Raw genomic sequence first — 21,077 nt, 5'->3', positions numbered from 1 at the left:
TAGATATATGTCATATACTGTTTTACAGATATACGATGGTTGGAGGTTTCTTTATATGACTATTTACCATTTCGTCGGTATTAAAGGGTCAGGGATGAGTGCACTTGCACAAATTCTACATGATATGAATTATAATGTTCAAGGATCAGACGTTGAAAAGCACTTCTTCACACAAGTGGCACTTGAGGAAGCTGGAATAAAAATTTTGCCATTTAATAAAAATAATATACAACCTGGCTTAACAATCATTGCCGGTAATGCATTCCCTGATACACATGAGGAAATAGAAGAAGCGACAAGACTTGGTTTACCAATCATTCGCTATCACAAGTTCCTCGGTGATTTCATGAAGAATTTTACAAGTATCGCTGTTACAGGAGCACATGGTAAAACTTCTACGACTGGGTTGCTTGCACATGTACTTACAGGTGCGAATCCTACTGCTTATCTGATTGGTGATGGTACTGGGAGAGGAAATAAACTGGCCGAATATTTTGCTTTTGAAGCATGTGAATATCGCCGCCACTTCTTGTCATACCATCCGGATTATTGCATCATGACAAATATTGATTTTGATCATCCAGATTATTTTGCAAGTCTTGATGATGTTTTTTCTGCGTTTCAAGAAATGTCATTACAAGTGAAAAAAGGGATTTTCGCTTGTGGTGATGATGAACAATTACAAAAAGTGCAAGCAAAAGTACCTGTTGTTTTTTACGGTTTTGGTGAAGAAAATGACTTTCAAGCAAGAAATGTCATCAAGTCAACAAGCGGTACAACCTTTGATGTATTTGTAAGGAATACCTTCTATAATACGTTCACGATCAAATCATACGGAGATCATAACATCTTAAATGCTTTAAGCGTGATTGCCGTGTGTCATTACGAAGATATTGATGCTTCGATTGTTCAAGAGCAGCTCCTCACTTTTGGAGGAGTAAAGAGACGATTTACAGAAAAACAAATTGGTGATCAAGTCATTATCGATGATTACGCTCACCATCCGACTGAAATAAAAGCAACAATTGAAGCAGCGCGTCAAAAATACCCTGATAAAGAAATCATCGGTGTTTTCCAACCGCATACCTTCACAAGGACACAAACATTCTTAGATGATTTTGCTTCAAGTTTAAACTTGGCAGACCAAGTGTATCTATGTGAAATCTTTGGATCCGCTAGGGAAATCCACGGAAAGCTTTCTATTGAAGATTTACAAGCAAAAGTCGATGGTGCTGTTATTTTAAACGAAGACGATACGAATATCTTAAAAGATCACCACGATGGTGTCTTAATCTTTATGGGTGCAGGCGACATTCAAAAATTCCAGAAAGCATACGAAATGCAACTATAAGCGAGTAGTTCCTCATGTGAGTGGGGGACTATTTTTTGTTTTATAAATTCAATTTGTGGTTCAATTCCATTAGAGCAAAAAAGGAATTTGTGCGTGCAATTGAAGTGAAATCGGCAAAGATAGCTGCGTAATTTTTGAGTTGCACTCACATCAGGCCGTCGAAAACGACACAACAAGCATTTTTTCTTCAAATACTCTCCTTAATCAATTACTTTGAACTAAGTAAATTTGAATGATGAAAGTTGATGGTATTCATTTTCTTACTATTTTGATAAAATATAATATAAAAAAATGACGGATAAATTACGGGGGAATGAATATGCGAAAAAATATATTAAAGGTATGTGTTCAACAAGATGATATTGATCATTTAGGACATATGAATTATATGAAGTATCTTGTCTATTTAGAGAAGGGAGTATCTAACTGGTATAGAGAAATTGGCATTGGAAGAGAGCAATTAGATCAACAGCATTTAGGAACAGTAATGGTTAACTTTGATGTTACCTATAAAAAAGAGGCACGGGTGAATGAAGAACTCACAATTTTCACAGAATTGCGTAACGTAGGTAATAAAAGCTTTTATATTTATCAAGAAATATATAATGAGAATCAAGAGCTATTAACAACATGTAAGAAGACATTTGTCATGTTTAATACAATTACAAGACAGGGTGTACCTGTTGTTAAGGAAATTACAGAATTAGTAAATAAGGAAAATTATAACAATTAAATCCGAAGAATATGGCAATACATAAATAACCACGAACAAAAATTTGTTCGTGGTACATGGAAAAAGTCGAATTTGTTAGCTTATTTTAAGTTTTCTGGATTGAGAGCTTCTAATTCTGCAATTACAAATTTGCCGTCTTTGCGGATTAATTGATCATCGAAGTAGATTTCTCCACCACCATAATCAGGACGTTGGATATTGACTAAGTCCCAATGGATATTTGATTTGTTCCCATTATATGCTTCGTCATAGCATTGTCCTGGTGTGAAGTGAAAGCTACCGTCAATTTTTTCATCAAAAAGGATATCTTGCATTGGGTGTAGAATATAAGGGTTAACACCAATAGCAAATTCTCCAACAAAGCGAGCTCCCTCATCTGTATCGAATATTTTGTTAATACGCTCAGTATCATTAGCAGTGGCCTCAATGATTTTACCATTCTCGAAAGTTAGTTTTACATTTTCGAACGTAAAACCGTTATATGGAGATGGTGTGTTATAAGAAATAACTCCATTCACTGAATCACGCACTGGAGCGGTATAAACTTCACCATCTGGTATATTCATTTGTCCAGAACATTTAATAGCTGGGATATCTTTAATTGAAAAACTTAAATCAGTCCCAGGTCCTGTTAAGCGAACTTTATCTGTTTTATTCATCAATGAAACGAGATTGTCCATGGCTGCATCCATTTTACTGTAGTCTAAGTTACATACATCAAAGTAAAAGTCTTCGAATGCTTCCACGCTCATTTTAGCTAATTGAGCCATTGAAGCGTTTGGATAGCGGAGTACGACCCATTTTGTTTTTGGCACGCGAATTTCTCTATGTACCTTTTGGCCGATTGTTGATCCGTGAATACGCATTTTTTCATCTGGTACATCTGCTTGTTCGTTAATGTTATTTCCAGAACGTAAACCAATATAAGCATCCATTTGGCTCATGACATTTGCTTCAAATGAAGCCATCATATTATATTGTTCTTCATTTGCGCCGAATAAAAGTGCGCGGTCAACTGTATTATCTTTTATCGTGACAAAAGGGTGACCACCAGCGGCGTAGGCTTCTTTTACAAGAGCAGTTACAAGTTCTTTTTGTAAACCGAAGTTCTCAATGAGAACCTTTTCTCCTTTTTGTAAACCAATTGAATAATTAATTAAGTTCTTAGCTAATTGTTCAATACGAGGATCTTTCATTACATATCCCTCCGAATAAAAAATTGATTACTACCTTCTTATTGTAACCTAAAGTGGGATGTTTGTTCGAAAATAACTAGAGAAAAAGACAGAATAAATGATTTTCTTAGGATAAAATAGATAAGTAAGGTTCCCGTTAGGTCTAATCGCTTCATTTAAGTAATTGTTTATATTATGATAATATTTACAGATAAAATAAAAAGGATTATTTGGAAAGAGCGTTTATTCTCTCATAATTGGGGAAAAGCAATAATAAATTAAATACTTTGCTCTTTTCTTTGAATCATTCTTATTTTGAAAATACGGAGGTGTGCCTAATGGAAATTATCTTGTATTTGAGTGTAGCGGTTATTGCCATTGCTTTTTTAGTTTTAGTCATCTACCTTTCTAAAACACTCTCATCGCTACAAGTAACGTTAACAAGTGTATCTAAGACATTAGACGGGTTAGAAAAACAGCTTGATGGAGTGACCAAGGAAACAACAGTACTCTTACATAAAACGAATGCATTAGCAGAAGATATTCAAAAGAAATCTGAAAGCTTGAATAATGTTGTTGGTGCCGTAAAAGAAGTAGGGGACTCAGTAAGAACCTTTAATGGTTCTATTCAAAATATATCATCTTCAGTCAGTCAGCAGCTAGAGTCGAATAAAGAAAAAGTTGCACAAGCTATTAGCTGGGGTAATGTCATCTTAGAATTAAGAGAGAAATATAAACAACGTAAGCAAGCACCAGCGCAAACCTATACAGCTGAGGATCCTATCCCAGTTCCTAGCAAGAAAAGAGAAAGAGCAAGGTCATAAATTCAATTTGGAGGATGATAATGATGAGTAACCAAGATCGTCAAGAAAATGAATCAAAACAAGTGGCCAAAAATGAAGATAGCATCAATACAAAGGATTTCGTCATCGGAGCACTAATTGGTGGTATTGTAGGTGCTGGTACAGCATTATTACTTGCACCTAAATCAGGTAAGGAACTAATAAGTGATATTAATACACAAGCTTCTCAATTAAAGGAAAAATCTAGCCATATCGCTGATACTGCTAAAGTAAAAGGTACTGAATGGGTTCAGGTTGCTAAAGAAAAAAGCAATGAAATTGTCCAATCAGCAAAAGAAAAATCTAGTGACTTACAACAAACAGTCTCAAAGCAGTCTGCAGATATGAAAGATAAAATTAAACAAATGACTGCAAAAGATGACGCAGTAGCTGAAGAAAATGCTCCAACATCGGAAGCAGAAGCACAAAAGAGATTAGAAGAAACGAAAGTAGCTTTTGACCAAACAGAAGAAAAAGTAAATCAATAGTATTCAATAAAGCGGTAAAGAGCCATCTATTCTTTACCGCTTTATTATGATCTCGATTTGTCATAGGTGCTTCTTTTTTAGTAAAATAATGTGAGGTATACCATAATTATAATAAGAGAGGTAATTCAAATGGAAAGATTAAATACAAAAGAAGCATTTAAACAAGCACTGCAAGAGAATGAGAAGATGTTATTACTTAAGCACAGTAACACTTGCCCAATCAGCGCAGATGCTTACGAGCAATATGAAAAATACACAAATGAAAATAGTGATGTGAAAGCTTATTACTTAGTTGTTCAAGAAGATCGCCCATTGTCAAACGAGATTGCAGAAATATTTGAAGTAAAACACGAATCTCCACAAGCTTTTCTTTTTGTTAATAAAGAAGTGGCTTGGCATACATCCCACCGTAAAATTACATATGATACCCTAAATGAGGCTGTACAAGCTTAAGGAAGTTATCTATCCCGAACGATTTATTTGTCTAATATGGACGTGAGTCGTTCGGAACATTTTTTAAATTGGTTGAAGGAGTTATGTGTTTTTTCCGCACGAGTGTGTAATTTTTAGTTGACCAGTGAATTTTTAAATTGTCCCCCTCTTGTATTTCCTCTAATAAAGAGGACTTCTTGCCGTTTTTAAATAATGTACATTGAAGTTTACCATGATAAGGAATTTGAACTTTTGCAAATTTAATCACATCATGAAAATAAAACCTTGCTTGGTCATCTTCCTTTATTATTTCTAGTACATCTCCTGAATGTATAAGTGATTCCTCAACTAATTTCTCTTTTTCTCTGATTATGTGCAAAAGTTGTTTATAAAGCGTAACTTCTTTATTATTGACACTAATCGTTATACTGGCCTTGTATTGTAAAGATTTATATTTTATGAATTCTACCAGTGTTAATGGGCGCGGCTCAATGATCTCTAAACGATCTAAATGGTTGACATGACTAGTTAAAGATATCGAATTTCCATTGCAAATAACTTTTCCGTTATGCGGTGGAATGATTGTCTGCTTCCCATTGATGATCAGTTGATATGGCTTTACGCTCTCTAATAGATGTGTCAAATCTAATGAATGAAAGATTTCTGTAATTGTCGATGGGATCATATATTCAATATGATCACCGTCCTCGAGTAGCTGTTGAGTGGATGCTGTTACTTGATTCACCTTTATTAAGGGCATAATGGTGTATTTTGCATCGTGAATATAAATACTTTTATTCTCGGTTTCTCCGACACAATCAGATACTCTAATAGTCGCTGGCTCCCCACTCATTCCTCTTACGACACTTATTTCATCATGAGCGTGAACGGCATCATTTAATTTTGCCTTTTTACCGTTCAAATAAATATATGGCGGTTTTCCGTGACTTCCTGGAATGGTCATTTGTTGTTTGTTAACGGTAATTACTTTTGGAGAGCCAATTTTTCCATACCAATTCCTTGTGAGATATTTTGCAGTTAATAAGACATCCTTTACTGTGAGAGTCTTGATTTTTAGCAATCGTTCTGTCTCTCCATTGATTGTAATAGGAACAAATCTGAGCGGAGTTTCGTTGGCTGCAATTGCGATTGCAAAAGGTGTGACATACATCGGGTGAGAAGCTAGCTCTTCTGGAAATGATAGATGTTTTAAGCTATTTAAAGTTTTAAGCATGACTTGATGAGGAGGCAAATCTAATTGGTCTCTAAGTAATTCTTGAATGCCTGGTGTTAAGCTTCCACCGCCAATTATTAGGAGGGCAAGAGGTGACTTTTTATTATTTAGCTGTTGTATTTTTTTTGAAAGTGAATGAGCAAGTTGTTCGATAAAGGGAAAAAGCCTACTCATTAAGTCTTTTGAGTAGATATGTTGTTTTGTGTTATTTAATGTTTCAAATGTGAAGGATTCATGGTCGACCAAATGCCGCTTGATCCGCTCTGCTTCATGGAAATCGGTTAGTGTTAATTGCTGAATGAACTCTGTCACTTCATCACCTGCCTGTGGCACCATCCCATAAGCAGTAATTGTTCCTTCATTAGTAATGGCAATATCAGATGTACCTGCTCCGATATCTAATACAGCTATATTCAAATGTCGTAAGGATGGAGGAATTAAAGTTTGTACACAAGCAATAGGCTCGAGTGTTAGTCCATCGATCGTTAACCCTGCTCTTTGTACAGTTGCTTCTAGAGAGGTGATAACAAGCTTAGGTAAGAAGGTGGCAATAATTTCTATACTCGCTTGAGCACCTTGTTGATGTAATAAACTCCCAATAGGCTGTCGGTCAATAAAATAATACAGTGGTGTATAGCCTACAAAGGTATAATCTGTTTGGATTTCTGTATGATGAGTTTTATTTGTAATAGTAGATTGTGCTTTTTGAAGAGCTTGCCATTCTAAATATTGAATATAGTCAGCAGTTAAAGGAGGGTAATTTCTTATATCCATACTAGCCATTATGCGTTCGGTTCGTAATGATCTACCAGCTGCAGCAATAAATACTTTTTGAAGGGGACCATGTTTTTTTTCAAAGTATTGTTTAATAACAATAACTGTTTCTGCAACCGATTGGATATTGTGAATTTGTCCATCCATCATTGCCCTATCATCATGTTCCTTTACAAAGTAATCAACACAATTATACTCACCTTCTTCAAAAAGAATAAAGAGACCAATGACTGACCTTGTTCCTATATCTAAGACAAAAAATTGTTTCTTCTCACCCAAAAGAATCACATCCTTTTGAATCAATTTGCTTTATTGCTTAAAAGCGTCTAATTAATAAAGATAAAATTAGTGACAGAAGCGTATATTTCATATATAATAACAACAATTATAAAAAATGTATTATAATTATCACCAAAACAAATAAGTGATATCTGAATGAAGCAAGAAAGTATTGTACTCATCTTCGCTTTTTCGGAATTAAGCTTTAATGTAATAACAATTGAGAGGATGGGACTATTATGGGTAAAGAACTAGAGCAATTGCGTAACCGAGTGGATGAAATTAACCTTCAGTTGCTTTCTTTAATTAATGAGAGAGCAGAACTTGTACAAGAAATCGGAAGGGTAAAGGAAACACAAGGAGTCTATCGTTATGATCCTGTCCGTGAAAGAGCGATGTTGGATCTAATCAAAGAGAATAATAATGGACCTTTTGAGAACTCAACAATTGAGCATATGTTCAAGGAGATCTTTAAAGCTGGTTTAGAATTACAAAAGGATGACCATCGCAAAGCATTATTAGTATCCCGTAAGAAAAAATCTGAAAATACAATTGTTGATATAAATGGAGAGCAGATCGGTAACGGACAGCCGCATCTTGTCTTTGGGCCATGTGCAGTAGAATCATATGAGCAAGTGGCATCAGTTGCTGAAGCTGTGAAAGCTAAAGGCTTGAAGTTGTTACGTGGCGGCGCATTTAAGCCTAGAACTTCTCCTTATGATTTCCAAGGTTTGGGTGTTGAAGGCTTGAAGATCTTAAAACGTGTAGCAGATGAATATGGTTTAGCTGTTATTTCAGAAATCGTAAGCCCAAATGATATGGAAACTGCAGTGCAGTACTTAGACGTTATTCAAATTGGAGCTAGAAATATGCAGAATTTTGAATTGCTAAAAGCAGCAGGACAAATCAATAAGCCTGTACTCTTAAAGCGTGGTATGTCTGCAACGATTGAAGAATTCATTAATGCAGCTGAATACATCATGGCACAAGGAAATGGCCAAATTATTCTTTGTGAACGAGGTATAAGAACATATGAAAAAGCAACAAGAAATACGTTAGATATTACGGCTGTTCCAATTTTAAAACAAGAAACACATTTACCAGTTATGGTTGATGTCACTCATTCAACTGGAAGAAAAGATTTATTACTTCCAGCTGCAAAAGCAGCACTTGCAATTGGTGCTGATGGGGTTATGGCAGAAGTACATCCAGATCCTGCAGTGGCGTTATCTGATTCCGCTCAGCAAATGGATTTAAATCAATTTGATCAATTCATGAACGCACTTAAACTTCCTTCACAAATTCAAGTGTAATGGTATAATAAAGCTGATTTAAGGGGAATGGTAGCCGTCCCTCTTGAGTCGGCTTTTTTATATCTTTTTAAAAAAATTTGTAGTAAGCTGGTTGTGGTTTCTAATTTTTTTACAAGATTATGTGAGGAATTGAACAATAGGATAGAACTTTGGGATATCAGTTATGTAGGTTAGATTCTAACTATTTTTTGACTTTTTCATAAATATTTCAGCATGAAGTTGCGAGGGAAGAGAAAAGTATCGTATGATTATACATAATTACAATTCTTGCTGAACAAATAAGGTTTGTAGAAGAATGACATACATAAATACATTTTATTAATATAGAAAAAGTAGAAGGAGTGTGTGACATGAATATTACGATTTATGATGTAGCACGCGAAGCAAATGTTTCAATGGCTACTGTTTCAAGGGTTGTCAATGGGAATCCTAATGTCAAACCGACAACAAGAAAAAAAGTATTAGAGGTAATTGAACGTTTAGGCTATCGCCCTAATGCTGTTGCAAGGGGACTTGCTAGTAAAAAAACTACGACAGTAGGGGTGATATTACCCGATGTATCGAGTACTTTTGTCGCGGAGTTAGCTAGAGGAATCGAAGATATCGCAACGATGTATAAGTATAATATTATTTTAAGTAACTCAGATCAAAATATGGACAAGGAGTTACATCTATTAAACACGATGTTAGGAAAACAAGTGGACGGGATTGTTTTTATGGGCGGTAATATAGAGGAAGCACATGTGACGGAATTTGAGAAATCTCCTGTACCTATTGTACTTGCTGGTTCTATTGAAAAGTCGCAAACCATTCCTTCTGTTAACATCGATTATGAACAAGCAGCTTATGATGCCACGGAAGCCTTTATTCAAAAAGGTCACGAAAAAATTGCCTTGCTGATTGGCCCTTTAAGAGAACCAATCAATGCAGAGAAAAAATTAGAAGGCTATAAGAGAGCTCTTCAAGACGCGAGTATTCCGTATCATGAAGAATGGGTAATTGAAGGGGACTACACATATGACTCAGGTTTGGAAGCATTTGAACGGTTGTTAGAGTTAGATAGCAAGCCAACTGCTATATTTGCTGGTTCAGATGAAATGGCATTGGGCATCGTTCATGGGGCGCAAGATAAAGGGTATCACGTACCTCAGGATGTAGAAGTGATTAGCTCTGATAGCACAAGATTAGCTTTAATGGTGAGACCACAACTTACATCTGTTGTACAACCGTTATATGACATAGGTGCAGTTGCAATGAGATTATTGACGAAGTATATGAATAAGGAAGAAGTCACAGATCACACAGTAGTACTTCCGCACCGAATTGAACAGCGTAACTCAACAAAATAATCATCCGACCGATATGAGAAAAAGAGGGAAAGACATGTAAAGTGAGTTTACCGAGTTTACAAGGTAATTCTCACTTTTTACATGTTAAGGTAAGAAAAAATGGTCAAGTGAGAAGATAAGTGTCTTTGCAGCTAATAAGGAACAACTTGTCTTCACCTCTTGCAAGACTCGCCAATAGGCGAGTTTTCTAATTTCGTCATTAGGGAGAGAGAGAATGAGAAAGTTAGACAAGTTAACACCAGTTGGTTTAATGGTCGGTGTAATCATGATTATCTTTGGAATTGTTGCTTCCGGTGGGTGGACTGGGGTCAAGTATTTTTTTGATTTCTCTTCCATCTTTATTGTCATTGGTGGGATAGTTGCAGGTCTTTTTATATCCTTCCAAATGAAGGATTTACGAAAGACTTTTATAGTAATGAAAAAAGGCTTTTCTAAAGAAGAAAGGTCAATCGAGAGCCTGATTGAGACCTTTGTTAAGTTAGCAGACCGTGCTAGAAGAGAAGGTATATTATCTTTAGAGTTAGAAGTTGTAAATGAACCAAATCCTTTTATCCGTAAAGGTGTGTTGTTGGCGGTTGATGGAATTGAACCAGAAATGATTAGGGATATACTTGATGCCGATATTGATGCAATGGAAGAGCGCCATCGAAAAGGGAGGAATATTATTGAAAAAGCAGGGGATTATGCACCAGCTTGGGGAATGATTGGTACATTAATTGGACTAGTCCTTATGTTGAAAAATATGGATGACCCCTCAGAACTTGGTTCCGGAATGGCAATTGCTCTTTTAACGACTTTATATGGCTCTTTACTAGCAAATCTTTTTTTCAATCCTTTAGCTGCGAAACTTGAATCACAAACGGATGATGAAATTTTTTATAAACAGGTTGTGATTGAAGGAGTAATTGGTGTTCAAACGGGACAGAACCCAACGATTTTACGAGAGAAATTAAGTGTTTACTTGTCCGAAACTGAGAAAAAATCTATCGAGGGGCGACTAGAGCTAACGGAGGACTTTGAACATGAGGCGCAATAACCGCCGTTCTAAAAGAGATAGGAACAATAAAAAGGGTGCTCCCCTTTGGATGGTGACCTATTCAGATCTTGTTACGCTCGTTCTCGTTTTTTTCATCCTTCTGTTTTCGATGTCACAAGTGGATATGACGAAGTTTAAGGCTGTCTCAGATTCATTTAATAAAGTAGGGATATTCAAATCTAGCTCATCAATATTACCTGATGATGGACGTGAATCTGTGCCAGATGAAACAGAGACAGGTACACCACATTCACTTGATTCACTTGTTCAGGAAGTTGAGAGTTATCTAAAATCTAATGGGTTGGAAAATGTGATTACAGCCAATCGAAATGAAAGAGGTGTTGTGCTCATTCTGCAAGAGCAAGTATTGTTTGAAACGGGCCAAGCCGATCTTATTGAAGATTCATTTGGTTTTCTCGAAAGCTTAGGGGTCATGCTCAAAGAAATGCCTAATCTTATCCGAGTCGAGGGCCATACAGATAATCGCCCAATTGAAACGTATCGCTACCCATCGAATTGGGAATTATCTTCAGCTCGAGCAAGTAGTGTTATTCGTTATTTAGTGGAGAATAATGAAATAGAACCGTCTCGTTTTACTGCAGTAGGATACGGTGAAACAAGGCCGATTGCCGCAAATAATAGCTCAGAAAATTGGGAGAAAAATCGCAGAGTAGAAGTTATTATTCTTGATCCTGAGTATAAACACAATGAAGCTATGGAATCATCTAATTGATTCTATAGCTTTTTTCATTTTTTTGGTCCCAAAAAAAGCTATGCCTACTCCTTACCATATAATATTTAACTGTTTTTTCTCAACCTATAGACTGACTTTTAAACAGCGGTCATTTTGTATAATGAAAGAAACGGTAAGGAGGAGAAACGTATGCAAATAAAAGAGCTGACAATATATGTAGGTAATTACAATGAAACGAGAAAATTTTATGAAGAAGTGATGGGTTTAAATGTATATAAAGAATCTAAACAACAGATTACATTTCAGGTCGGTACAAGTCTGTTAACCATTCAAGAGGAGATTGAACAGGCATCTTTTTATCATTTTGCTATTAATATTCCACCTAACTTACTTCAATCAGCGAAAGTTTGGTTAAGTAATAGAGTTAAATTGGCAATGGAGGAGGGGGAAGATGAGGCAGACTTTAAGGAAGCGAAAGCAAAAGCGATCTATTTCGAGGATCCATCCGGTAATATCGTTGAATTGATTGCAAGAAAAACGTCAGCAGTAGCTAGTGAATCGCATTTTCATAAGGCTCATTTTTTAAATATAAGTGAGGTAGGTATCGCTACAAACCATATAATAGAGCTTGCTCAGCAATTACAAGATAAAGGAATACCAGTGAGAAACAACGAATCAATTAAACACGAGAAATATTTAAACTTTTTCGGAGAATATGATGATGGAGTTTATATTATTGTTGCTCCTGTTGGTAGAAGGTGGATTTTCTCAAATAAATACGCTAAAGAAGCGCCAATCGTTATTCGAACAGATAGAGGGACTATTCAATCCTAGGAAATGGAGGTAATCATGAGGAAAGTAGAAGTACTTAATTATGATAGACAATGGTCTACGGCCTTTGAAGTAGAGGCACAGAAGTTAAAACGAGTCTTCAAAGATAAAATGATAGTCATTTTTCATATCGGTAGCACCTCAGTACCAGGTCTTAAAGCCAAGCCGATTATTGATATATTACCGGTTGTCAAAGATATTACAGAGGTTGATGATTACTTAATTGAAATGAATGCATTAGGGTATGAGGCAAGAGGAGAGAATGGTATAAGAGGAAGAAGATATTTTCAAAAAGGACATGATAATCGTACGCATCATCTTCATTTTTTTGCAAAAGACAGTAAGGAGATTATTAGACATCTTGCCTTTCGTGATTATTTACGGACTCATCCATTAGAAGCTGGAAAATATGGTGCCTTAAAAGAATCGTTGGCCATCAAGCACTCGACAGATATCCATGCCTATATAGAAGGAAAAAATGCTTATGTGAAAAAAGTTGAACAGAAGGCATTAGCATGGTTTGAAAGGTTCGGGAATCTTCATCAACATCGGTTTTGAATATATCTTTCTGGATGGCTTTGTTTTTACCATCCAGAAGAGATATATTGGTCTGTCACAAATTTTTTAAACGTTTTAGTAATGGGTGACATATAACGGCTTTCTAACCAGGCAATACCAATCATACGGAAACAATGTGGTCGACTAATTGGAATTTGTATAATCTTACTTTTGTTGATACCTTTCAAATCAGGTAAAACTGAAACCCCAAGCTCTGCAGCAACTAACCCTGCGACTGTATCTGCCTCATCTCCTTCAAACGTAATTTTTGGCGTGAGGCCTGCATCTAAAAAGAGCCCCTCAACGGTTTCTCTTAAAGAATAACCTTTCTTTAAATGGATGATTGGTTCATATTTTAGTTCTTCGAGTGTAATAGATTTTTTCTTTGCTAGCCGATGGTTTTTAGGTACGACAGCAAAAAGTTCTTCCTCCCATAACTTCATCCAGCCTACCTGATCATCTTTTTCATTAGGTGCAATAAAACATAAATCAATTTGCCCATTATAGAGTTGCTCTAACATGACATGTGAAGCTCCCTGACTAAGTCGGAAATGTGTCTCAGGGTAAGAATCACGGAATTGTGAAATCATATCGGGGATAATGTTGGTACTTAATGTGTGGAGAAAGCCAAGAGAAATCGTTCCAGTATGCGGTTGAATAAGGTCTTGAATTTCTTGCTTAGCTTCTACATATTCTTGAATGATTTTCTCTACTCTTCGCAAAAAAATAACCCCATAAGCATTAAGGTGAATAGCACGCCCTTGTCTTTCAAATAATGGCACGCCTAATTCATCTTCTAACCTTGCAATGGAACGACTTAATGCAGACTGAGAAATCAATAGTTTCTCTGCTGATTGTGTCATATGTTCTGTTTCCGCAAGAGTTCGAAAATAAAGCAGTTGTTGAATATCCATAGACTCACTCTTTTCCATTACATTAATGCATTATTTTTATTATTATAATGCATTATACATATCGATTCAAAGGTGGTACGATGTTTAATATTAAAGAATATGTTAGAAGAACTATTCTAAAAGAAAGAAGAGAACATGAATTGATGAACGGCATACAGCAAGGTACCAACCTTTTTAAAAAAGTGAATATCGCATTTTTTGCAGCGGGTTTTAATACTTTTGCCATACTCTATTGCATGCAACCATTACTACCGGAGTTTTCGAAGATTTTTTCTATTACCCCAGCAGAAGCAAGTCTCTCCCTCTCCCTGACAACAGTAGTTTTAGCGATTAGTATGTTATTTTTTGGGTCTATATCAGAGGTGTGGGGAAGAAAACCGATTATGGTTTATTCCATGTTCATTTCCTCATTTCTGTGTATTTTGACAGCATTTAGTCCTTCTTTTGAGATATTACTTATTTATCGTGTGCTCATTGGTGTGACACTTGCAGGCTTGCCTTCTATTGCAATGGCTTATTTATCTGAGGAAATGGATCCGAAAAGTTTAGGAAAGGCAATGGGCCTTTATATTAGTGGGAATGCCACAGGCGCTGTCTTTGGGCGTGTGTTTACGGGTGTTATTACAGATTACTTCAGCTGGCAAATTGCTATCCTTGGCGTGGGACTGATTGGCTTTATTGCCACAATGTATTTTCAACGAAGTTTACCTGATTCAAAATTCTTTAATCCGAGATTATTAAACCTTCGTTCATTATCCAATTCTTTAATTGACCATCTTAAAGATCCAATGTTGTTAGGTTTGTTTTTTATCGGTTTTTTACTATTAGGCAGCAATGTGGCATTGTTTAACTATGTTGGTTATTTATTAATGAGCGAGCCATTTTCATATAGTCATGCAACGATTGGCTGGTTATTTCTTATTTATTTAATCGGTGTAGTTAGTTCTACAATTAACGCAAAACTTGTTCGTTCTTACGGTAAAGAGAAGATGTTAGTTAGTTATTTCACCTTGGCCATAGTAGGTACAGTTTGTACGGCTATACCTCATATCATCGGCATTCTTTTAGGTTTATCCATCTTTATATTTGGCTTTTTCGGGGCACACGCCATTGCTTCAAGTTGGGTTGGCCAACGAGCAACACATGACAAAGCACAAGCCTCTTCGCTCTATTTATTTCTTTATTATTTCGGCTCTAGTGTCGGTGGCACAGTTGCTGGTTTCTTTTGGTCGCGCTACGAATGGCATGGAGTCATCGGCATGGTTGTCATTTTTCTTATGATAGGATTTGCGCTTGTTGCAAGTCTACAATATATGCAAAAAAACCATGTAGTGTTGAAACAACAGTGGCATTCTTATAAATAAAAATGATTGATGATTGAGCGCTCAATCAAATATTTTTATGAGAGTAATAGGCGATAGTAAAAACCCAATCTGATCAAATCGGATTGGGTTTTTTCATATAAGGAAATGATGGACAAGAGTGGAAAAGCAGAAGTGAAAGCCGAGCGATGGTGGTGTTAGCCTTTTCATTAGTAAATTTTGTTTCCTTGCGCAAATTTAGATTGTTTGCGTTACAACTTGTTACGACATTATTTCACATAGTGGAGACGATCATTAAATAGTAACTGCCAAGCTATCGATAATAGGATTAACTCTTATTAATAAGAACTAACAGCTTTTTTTCTCTCCTCTTTAAATACGTTTCTAGTTAAATCAATAAATGCTTGTAGTGGTGGTGTCATTTGTTTGTTTTTATGCCAAGCTATTTGTGTATAGAGTTGAATGTGTTCGTTTGGCCAAATAACTTCTTTTAATTGACCGTTGTGAAGCTCTTTATTGACGACCATGGCGGGAAGAAAAGCCACACCTAGTCCAGCTATTACACATTGTTTAAGGGCCTCTATACTCACAAACTCAATACTGTTATGCAAAAAGACATTTTCCCCCGCTAAAGTCTGCTCCAATAAAGTGCGATAGGCACATCCGATTTCGGTTAAGAGAAATGATTCATTTTGTAAATCTTTTAGGGTAACGCTTGATTTAATTGCATACTCTGGCGCTGCCACCATTTTTAACTCTTCAATTATTAATGTCTCTGTCAGTAAGGTCTCAGGGGTTTTTCTCACATCCATGATAAAGGCAAGGTCGAGTGTACCATCATCTATAAGTGCTCTTGCTGAATCATCAGAATGGGCAGGTTTAAACGTCAATTTTACATGAGGAAACTGTGATTTAAATAATTGTAAAACTCGTGGAAGTCGGTAAGTACATTGACTTTCTTGTGCGCCAATTGTTAAGGAGGCTGTTCTAAACTGTTTGTCACTTATTTTTGTAGTGCCTCATCATTTAACCTTAACATTTGGTCAACATACTTCTTGTATTCTTTACCGGTAGCGGTCAAGACAAGCTTTTTTCCCAACCTTTCAAAAAGTGGGTGTTGCAGTTCTGCTTCTAATGCTTTAATTTGAGCGGTTACACTTGATTGTGCAAAATTCAGCATTTTTGCAGTTTTTGTAAAATTCAAAGTAGTGGCCGCTGTTTGAAAGGTCTTTAATTGCTTCATATCCATTTTTTCACCTTCTGCATTGATCGTATTTTTCGATTGATGATATCTATATTATCATCTGTATCTATTAATAGAAACAGATTAAACTTAATATGATAGGAAACTAGAGGAGTGAATCGTAATGAAAATAGCAGTTATATATGGTGGAACACGTAAAAGCGGGAATACTGAATGGTTGACGAAACAAGTGATAAATGGGGTGAAAGTTAAGGAATTTCATTTATCTAACTATCAAATAGATGCTATAAAGGATCATCGACATAGTGAAGGCGGTTTTCCTCTAGTGGATGATGATTATCAACAATTAATTCAAGAAATAATGACATATGAAACGTTAATATTTGCTACACCTATTTACTGGTATAGTATGTCCGGTATGATGAAGAATTTTATCGATCGTTGGTCCCAAACACTCAGGGATCCCGAAATGAAACACTTTAAGAAGTGCATGGAAAATAAACAAGCTTATGTCATAGCTGTTGGTGGAGATCAGCCAACGATCAAGGGATTACCAATGATTCAACAATTTCAGTACATCTTTGATTTTATGGGAATGAAGTTTTTAGGATATATATTGGGTGAAGGAAATAAACCGAGAGATATCGAAAAAGATACGAAGGCAATCAGTGCAGCAAAAGAAATGAATAAAGTTATTTCACAAGGAAATGAGGCATAAAAATGAACAATCAACCCATTAACATTCAAGAAAAACTAACAAAATTTCATACGTTTTGGTCTCCAAAAGTTGTTGCAGAAATGAATAATTATCAATTGAAGGTCGCTAAATTCTCAGGGGAGTTCGTGTGGCACAAGCATGATGATACAGACGAAGTATTTTTGGTAGTTAAAGGTGAATTAACGATTCGCATGAGAGAAGAAGATGTGGTATTAAAGAATGGTGATTTATTCGTTGTCCCTCAGGGAGTAGAACATTGTCCATATGCAAAAGAAGAGTGCCATGTCATATTAATTGAACCGAAAGGAGTGATTAATACAGGAGAGGTGAAATCATCATTGACGGCTGAAAATGATGTTTGGATATAAGATGCAAAAGGGGGCAAAGTGATGGAATTAAGGGAGGTATTAAACGAGCAATTAAATGCATCACATCATGAAAATGGGTGGTTTGTTAGTTTGCTGAATAGCATAACAAACTTGAGTGATGAAGAAGCAAATTGGAAACCGAACGAAGACGTTCATAGTATCCATGAAATCACGACACATCTTCTTTATTATAATGAAAGATACTTGCATCGCTTCAAAGAAGAGCCAGTTGATGAAGCTAAAGAAAATACTTTTCAGTTGGCTGAAGGGGTAACTTTTTCTCACACGAGAGAGAGGATTCATCAATTATATAATGATTGGAAAAAAAACCTAGAAGCAGCGGATGATTTAGTGATGAATAATGCCAGTGAGGCATTGAGTCATCTTTATTTGCATACGGCGTATCATACGGGTCAAATCATCTTGTTGCGCAAATTACAAGGAAAGTGGGATGCATCCCAAGGAGTGGAAGGCTAAGCTTGATTGGGCTACTGTCATCGACTTGTTCTTTCAGATGAAGGTTGCAATCAGTTGCAGGTTAAATATGGGCATGGTATAATTGGTGAAACTTAAATATACAACTACCTTTTGTCTAAAGGGGAGTAGCAGTTACAGTAAAGTCGTCAATACAGGGGCTCTCCCTCGGCTTTATTGGCAACATTCGTTGTTTGCGAGACCTTTACCAAGTTTCTTTGGTAAGGGTTTTTGTCGTGCTTTTAAAAAAGAAACACTAACTCATTTATGAAGGAGTGAAGACTAATGGCTGTGAAAAAATTACTAAAGAGACTCATTCAAAAAGAAGGCGTGAAGTTTTTGAAGAAGAAAGCAGTGCCAATCATAAAAGAACAGTTAAAGAAAAGAAAGGGTAGATAAGGGATGAAAACAAAAGTTTACCTTGCAGCTTTTGGTATGTTGTTAAGCTTGTCTGCGTGTTCGCCAATTGAAGATACAAAAAATACGTTGGCTTACGTAAATGATGTGGAAGATTATATGAATGAGATTACACAGTTTGCCAACGAATTTCCGGAACAAGCAGAGCAAGCGATAACGGATGAGAATGTTGCAGCATCACTGGAAAAAAATGTAGAGGATTTACAAAATGCCATCGATACAATTGAAAACACTGAAGCACCAGAATTAATTGATAGTCTGCATGCTGAGTTGGTGCAACAAAATGAAGCATTATCTACGCATTTAGTTAAGCTTGAGGAAGGTTTGGAGAAAGGGACATTATCTGAGGCATTCATCGAGGACCAAGAATTTATGCAAACAATTAATGACATCACATCTATTTACAATGAAATTGAGAATCTTGGAGAATAGACTCCCGTGATCCTATTAAGTTAAAACAAGCAGAGACTGGGACAAAACAGAGTTGAGCGCTTCGCAAAAGGGAATAGCAAGTCACTCAGAAGGGAAACCGGAGCTGAGCGCTTGGCAAAAGATGTTAGCAAGTCACTCAGAAAGAAAACCAGAGCTGAGCGCTTCGCAAAAGGGAATAGCAAGTCACTCAGAAGAAAAACCAGAGCTGAGCGCTTCGCAAAAAGGATTAGCAAGTCACTCAGAAGGGAAACCAGAGCTGAGCGCTTCGCAAAAGGGAATAGCAAGTCACTCAGAAGAAAAACCAGAGCTGAGCGCTTCGCAAAAGATGTTAGCAAGTCACTCAGAAAGAAAACCAGAGTTGAGCGCTTGGCAAAAGGGAATAGCAAATTACTCAGGAACAAAACCAGAGTTGAGCGCTTCGCAAAAGGGAATAGCAAGTCACTCAGAAGAAAAACCAGAGCTGAGCGCTTCGCAAAAGATGTTAGCAAGTCACTCAGAAGGGAAACCAGAGCTGAGCGCTTCGCAAAAGATGTTAGCAAGTCACTCAGGAACAAAACCAGAGCTGAGCGCTTCGCAAAAAGGATTAGCAAGTTACTCAAAAGGAAAACAAGATCTGAATGCTTCGCAGGATTTTTTTCTGCCGGAAAAATAAGAATATAACAGTAAATATAAAAGAATACGAATCATAATATGTGTTTCTTACTGTCAGCGCCCAGCAAGCTGCTTACACTCTGTTACAATGTTTAGCTACTTCTTCATAAAAGAGAAGAGGTTAGGACAAAAGGTTTGCAGCAACTCAACTAAAAAGGCCGAACTATGATTAGACAAGCTCACACATCGGGAACATGCTACAATAGTTCAGCTTTCTATATTGATAATTTAGCTCATAGATCAATAGGTGATGTTAGTTATGTTTCCTAACCTTTATCATTACTTAATAACTTCTGTCCCAAAACTTTGCGCCTTACTTCATTTTTCATTCATTTTTTCCTCTTAAGGGATAAAGCGCTTTTTCCACCGTTTTAGCGTTTTTTTCAGTGATTTCATTTTTTCTTGGAATGGGATCATATATATCCGATGAATCTTCCCAAGTTTGTGGCAACTTAAATGGAGATTCCTTTTCCCACTTTTCAATCCAATCAGAAGGTAATGGTCCTGTTCCGCTTGAATTTTCAATCATTTCTAACCAAATAAGTGACCAAGCTCTCGGAACTACCCGCCAGATATCATATCCACCCCCACCAACGGCTATCCATCTTCCTTCACAATATTGATGAGCGAGTTGGTGAGCGAGCCTTGGTATTTCTTTATATATTCTCATTGTTGCCGAAAGATGTGTTAACGGATCAAAGTAATGCGCATCAGCACCATTTTGGGTGAAAATAATATCTGGTTTAAAAAACGCTGCTACTTCTTTAAAGGACGTTTCGTATGCATGTAGCCACGAATCATCCTCTGTAAAAGCGTCTAAAGGTATATTAAAAGAATAGCCATATCCATGACTATGACCTCTTTCGTTAATATTCCCTGTTCCGGGAAATAAGTATCTACCGGTTTCATGGATAGATAATGTACATACATTTGGGTCATCATAAAACGCCCATTGTACACCATCACCATGATGAGCATCCGTATCAATATAAAGGACACGGGCATTGTACTTTTCTCGTAAATATTTGATTGCCACTGAGCTGTCATTATAGATACAAAATCCAGATGCCTTACCTCTAAAGCCATGATGAAGTCCCCCGCCTAAATGAAGGGCGTGTTCTGCCTTCCCTTGCATGACATAATCAGCGGCAGTCAATGCGCCTCCAACAAGTAAGCTACTGGCCTCGTGCATTTGAGGGAAAATAGGTGTATCCTCGGTTCCAAGCCCGTAACTCTCTGCCTGCTCTTGGGGAAGCTCATCATTACCTGCTAACTTTACAGCACGAACATAACCTGGATCATGAATGAGTAATAATTCTTCTTCTGTTGCTATTCTAGGTGCAATCATTTGCGTGTCTTTTATCGCATGGATAGATTGTAGTAAATCTAAAGTTAATTTTAAGCGTTGCTGATTAAAAGGGTGCTCAGCATTAAAGCGATAGTTAAGTAATGCATCAGAATATAAAAAAACAGAACGGTCCATGATGT

Annotated in this window: 21 protein-coding genes and 1 pseudogene; 17 read left to right on the top strand and 5 right to left on the bottom strand. The window is 36.6% G+C overall.

Going from position 1 to position 21,077, the window contains the following annotated elements; all coding sequences use genetic code 11:
* Window positions 1-55: 55 nt before the first annotated feature.
* Both murC and MKX78_RS18055 read left to right on the top strand, forming a co-directional pair.
* Window positions 56-1,351 carry a UDP-N-acetylmuramate--L-alanine ligase gene (gene murC / locus MKX78_RS18060; protein WP_095372223.1) on the top strand — a complete coding sequence of 432 codons (1,296 nt, stop codon included), beginning with the start codon at window positions 56-58 and terminating at the stop codon, window positions 1,349-1,351.
* Window positions 1,352-1,670: 319 nt separating this feature from the next.
* Window positions 1,671-2,084: an acyl-CoA thioesterase gene (locus MKX78_RS18055; RefSeq protein WP_322910358.1), complete on the top strand. Its 414-nt coding sequence runs from the start codon at window positions 1,671-1,673 to the stop codon at window positions 2,082-2,084.
* Window positions 2,085-2,164: 80 nt separating this feature from the next.
* Here the strand turns inward: MKX78_RS18055 and MKX78_RS18050 are convergent, their stop codons facing one another.
* On the bottom strand, window positions 2,165-3,280 hold the full coding sequence (locus MKX78_RS18050; protein WP_095372225.1) for an aminopeptidase: 1,116 nt from the start codon (window positions 3,278-3,280) through the stop codon (window positions 2,165-2,167).
* A gap of 317 nt (window positions 3,281-3,597) precedes the next feature.
* Here MKX78_RS18050 and MKX78_RS18045 point away from each other — a divergent pair, with 317 nt between their 5' ends.
* The 3 genes from MKX78_RS18045 to ytxJ all read left to right on the top strand — a co-directional run bounded on the left by MKX78_RS18045 (window position 3,598) and on the right by ytxJ (window position 5,042).
* The gene (locus MKX78_RS18045) at window positions 3,598-4,083 is read left to right on the top strand and encodes a DUF948 domain-containing protein (RefSeq protein WP_095372226.1); all 486 of its coding nucleotides are present in this window, start codon (window positions 3,598-3,600) and stop codon (window positions 4,081-4,083) included.
* Window positions 4,084-4,106: 23 nt separating this feature from the next.
* Window positions 4,107-4,589: a YtxH domain-containing protein gene (locus MKX78_RS18040; protein ID WP_095373626.1), complete on the top strand. Its 483-nt coding sequence runs from the start codon at window positions 4,107-4,109 to the stop codon at window positions 4,587-4,589.
* A gap of 129 nt (window positions 4,590-4,718) precedes the next feature.
* The gene (gene ytxJ, locus MKX78_RS18035) at window positions 4,719-5,042 is read left to right on the top strand and encodes a bacillithiol system redox-active protein YtxJ (RefSeq protein WP_095372227.1); all 324 of its coding nucleotides are present in this window, start codon (window positions 4,719-4,721) and stop codon (window positions 5,040-5,042) included.
* A gap of 31 nt (window positions 5,043-5,073) precedes the next feature.
* Here ytxJ and MKX78_RS18030 read toward each other — a convergent pair whose 3' ends face one another.
* A complete protein-coding gene (locus MKX78_RS18030) occupies window positions 5,074-7,308 on the bottom strand; it encodes a cell division protein FtsA (RefSeq protein WP_328198801.1) in 2,235 nt (744 codons plus the stop codon).
* Between the two features lie 239 nt (window positions 7,309-7,547).
* On the opposite strand from MKX78_RS18030, the gene MKX78_RS18025 reads away from it, so the two are divergent.
* The 6 genes from MKX78_RS18025 (at window position 7,548) to MKX78_RS18000 (ending at window position 13,089) form a co-directional block, all read left to right on the top strand.
* Window positions 7,548-8,621: a bifunctional 3-deoxy-7-phosphoheptulonate synthase/chorismate mutase gene (locus MKX78_RS18025; protein WP_285840908.1), complete on the top strand. Its 1,074-nt coding sequence runs from the start codon at window positions 7,548-7,550 to the stop codon at window positions 8,619-8,621.
* A gap of 350 nt (window positions 8,622-8,971) precedes the next feature.
* On the top strand, window positions 8,972-9,970 hold the full coding sequence (ccpA, locus tag MKX78_RS18020) for a catabolite control protein A (RefSeq protein WP_224938773.1): 999 nt from the start codon (window positions 8,972-8,974) through the stop codon (window positions 9,968-9,970).
* 214 nt (window positions 9,971-10,184) lie between these two features.
* Window positions 10,185-11,006, top strand: coding sequence for a flagellar motor protein MotP (gene motP, locus MKX78_RS18015; RefSeq protein WP_322910356.1), 822 nt, complete (start codon window positions 10,185-10,187; stop codon window positions 11,004-11,006).
* Window positions 10,993-11,739, top strand: coding sequence for a flagellar motor protein MotS (motS, locus tag MKX78_RS18010; protein ID WP_341051784.1), 747 nt, complete (start codon window positions 10,993-10,995; stop codon window positions 11,737-11,739). The genes motP and motS overlap by 14 nt, the downstream gene beginning before the upstream one ends.
* Before the next feature lie 150 nt (window positions 11,740-11,889).
* Entirely contained in the window at window positions 11,890-12,534 is a 645-nt protein-coding gene (locus MKX78_RS18005; protein ID WP_307316757.1) for a hypothetical protein, read from the top strand.
* 15 nt (window positions 12,535-12,549) lie between these two features.
* Window positions 12,550-13,089: a GrpB family protein gene (locus tag MKX78_RS18000; protein ID WP_307316759.1), complete on the top strand. Its 540-nt coding sequence runs from the start codon at window positions 12,550-12,552 to the stop codon at window positions 13,087-13,089.
* Window positions 13,090-13,115: 26 nt separating this feature from the next.
* Here the strand turns inward: MKX78_RS18000 and MKX78_RS17995 are convergent, their stop codons facing one another.
* Window positions 13,116-14,003, bottom strand: coding sequence for a LysR family transcriptional regulator (locus MKX78_RS17995; protein ID WP_095372235.1), 888 nt, complete (start codon window positions 14,001-14,003; stop codon window positions 13,116-13,118).
* 143 nt (window positions 14,004-14,146) lie between these two features.
* Here MKX78_RS17995 and MKX78_RS17990 point away from each other — a divergent pair, with 143 nt between their 5' ends.
* The gene (locus MKX78_RS17990; RefSeq protein WP_341052786.1) at window positions 14,147-15,367 is read left to right on the top strand and encodes an MFS transporter; all 1,221 of its coding nucleotides are present in this window, start codon (window positions 14,147-14,149) and stop codon (window positions 15,365-15,367) included.
* Between the two features lie 296 nt (window positions 15,368-15,663).
* Here MKX78_RS17990 and MKX78_RS17985 read toward each other — a convergent pair.
* Window positions 15,664-16,574, bottom strand: a pseudogene (locus MKX78_RS17985) (LysR family transcriptional regulator).
* A 118-nt stretch (window positions 16,575-16,692) separates the two neighbouring features.
* Between MKX78_RS17985 and MKX78_RS17980 the strand changes: the two are divergent.
* The 5 genes from MKX78_RS17980 to MKX78_RS17960 all read left to right on the top strand — a co-directional run bounded on the left by MKX78_RS17980 (window position 16,693) and on the right by MKX78_RS17960 (window position 19,590).
* Window positions 16,693-17,247, top strand: coding sequence for a flavodoxin family protein (locus MKX78_RS17980; protein WP_095372237.1), 555 nt, complete (start codon window positions 16,693-16,695; stop codon window positions 17,245-17,247).
* 2 nt (window positions 17,248-17,249) lie between these two features.
* Entirely contained in the window at window positions 17,250-17,615 is a 366-nt protein-coding gene (locus MKX78_RS17975; RefSeq protein WP_095372238.1) for a cupin domain-containing protein, read from the top strand.
* Window positions 17,616-17,636: 21 nt separating this feature from the next.
* Window positions 17,637-18,092, top strand: coding sequence for a DinB family protein (locus tag MKX78_RS17970; protein WP_095372239.1), 456 nt, complete (start codon window positions 17,637-17,639; stop codon window positions 18,090-18,092).
* A gap of 399 nt (window positions 18,093-18,491) precedes the next feature.
* The gene (locus tag MKX78_RS17965; protein ID WP_307316769.1) at window positions 18,492-18,938 is read left to right on the top strand and encodes a DUF6376 family protein; all 447 of its coding nucleotides are present in this window, start codon (window positions 18,492-18,494) and stop codon (window positions 18,936-18,938) included.
* Between the two features lie 52 nt (window positions 18,939-18,990).
* Window positions 18,991-19,590: a hypothetical protein gene (locus MKX78_RS17960; protein ID WP_341051781.1), complete on the top strand. Its 600-nt coding sequence runs from the start codon at window positions 18,991-18,993 to the stop codon at window positions 19,588-19,590.
* 324 nt (window positions 19,591-19,914) lie between these two features.
* Here the strand turns inward: MKX78_RS17960 and MKX78_RS17955 are convergent, their stop codons facing one another.
* Complete coding sequence (locus tag MKX78_RS17955) at window positions 19,915-21,072, bottom strand: acetoin utilization protein AcuC (RefSeq protein ID WP_180316943.1); 1,158 nt, start codon at window positions 21,070-21,072, stop codon at window positions 19,915-19,917.
* Between the last annotated feature and the right edge of the window lie 5 nt (window positions 21,073-21,077).

It is taken from the genome of Cytobacillus sp. FSL R5-0569, from assembly GCF_038007265.1.
Lineage (GTDB): Bacteria > Bacillota > Bacilli > Bacillales > Cytobacillaceae > Cytobacillus > Cytobacillus kochii.
This window is presented reverse-complemented; position numbering and strand designations above follow the sequence as displayed.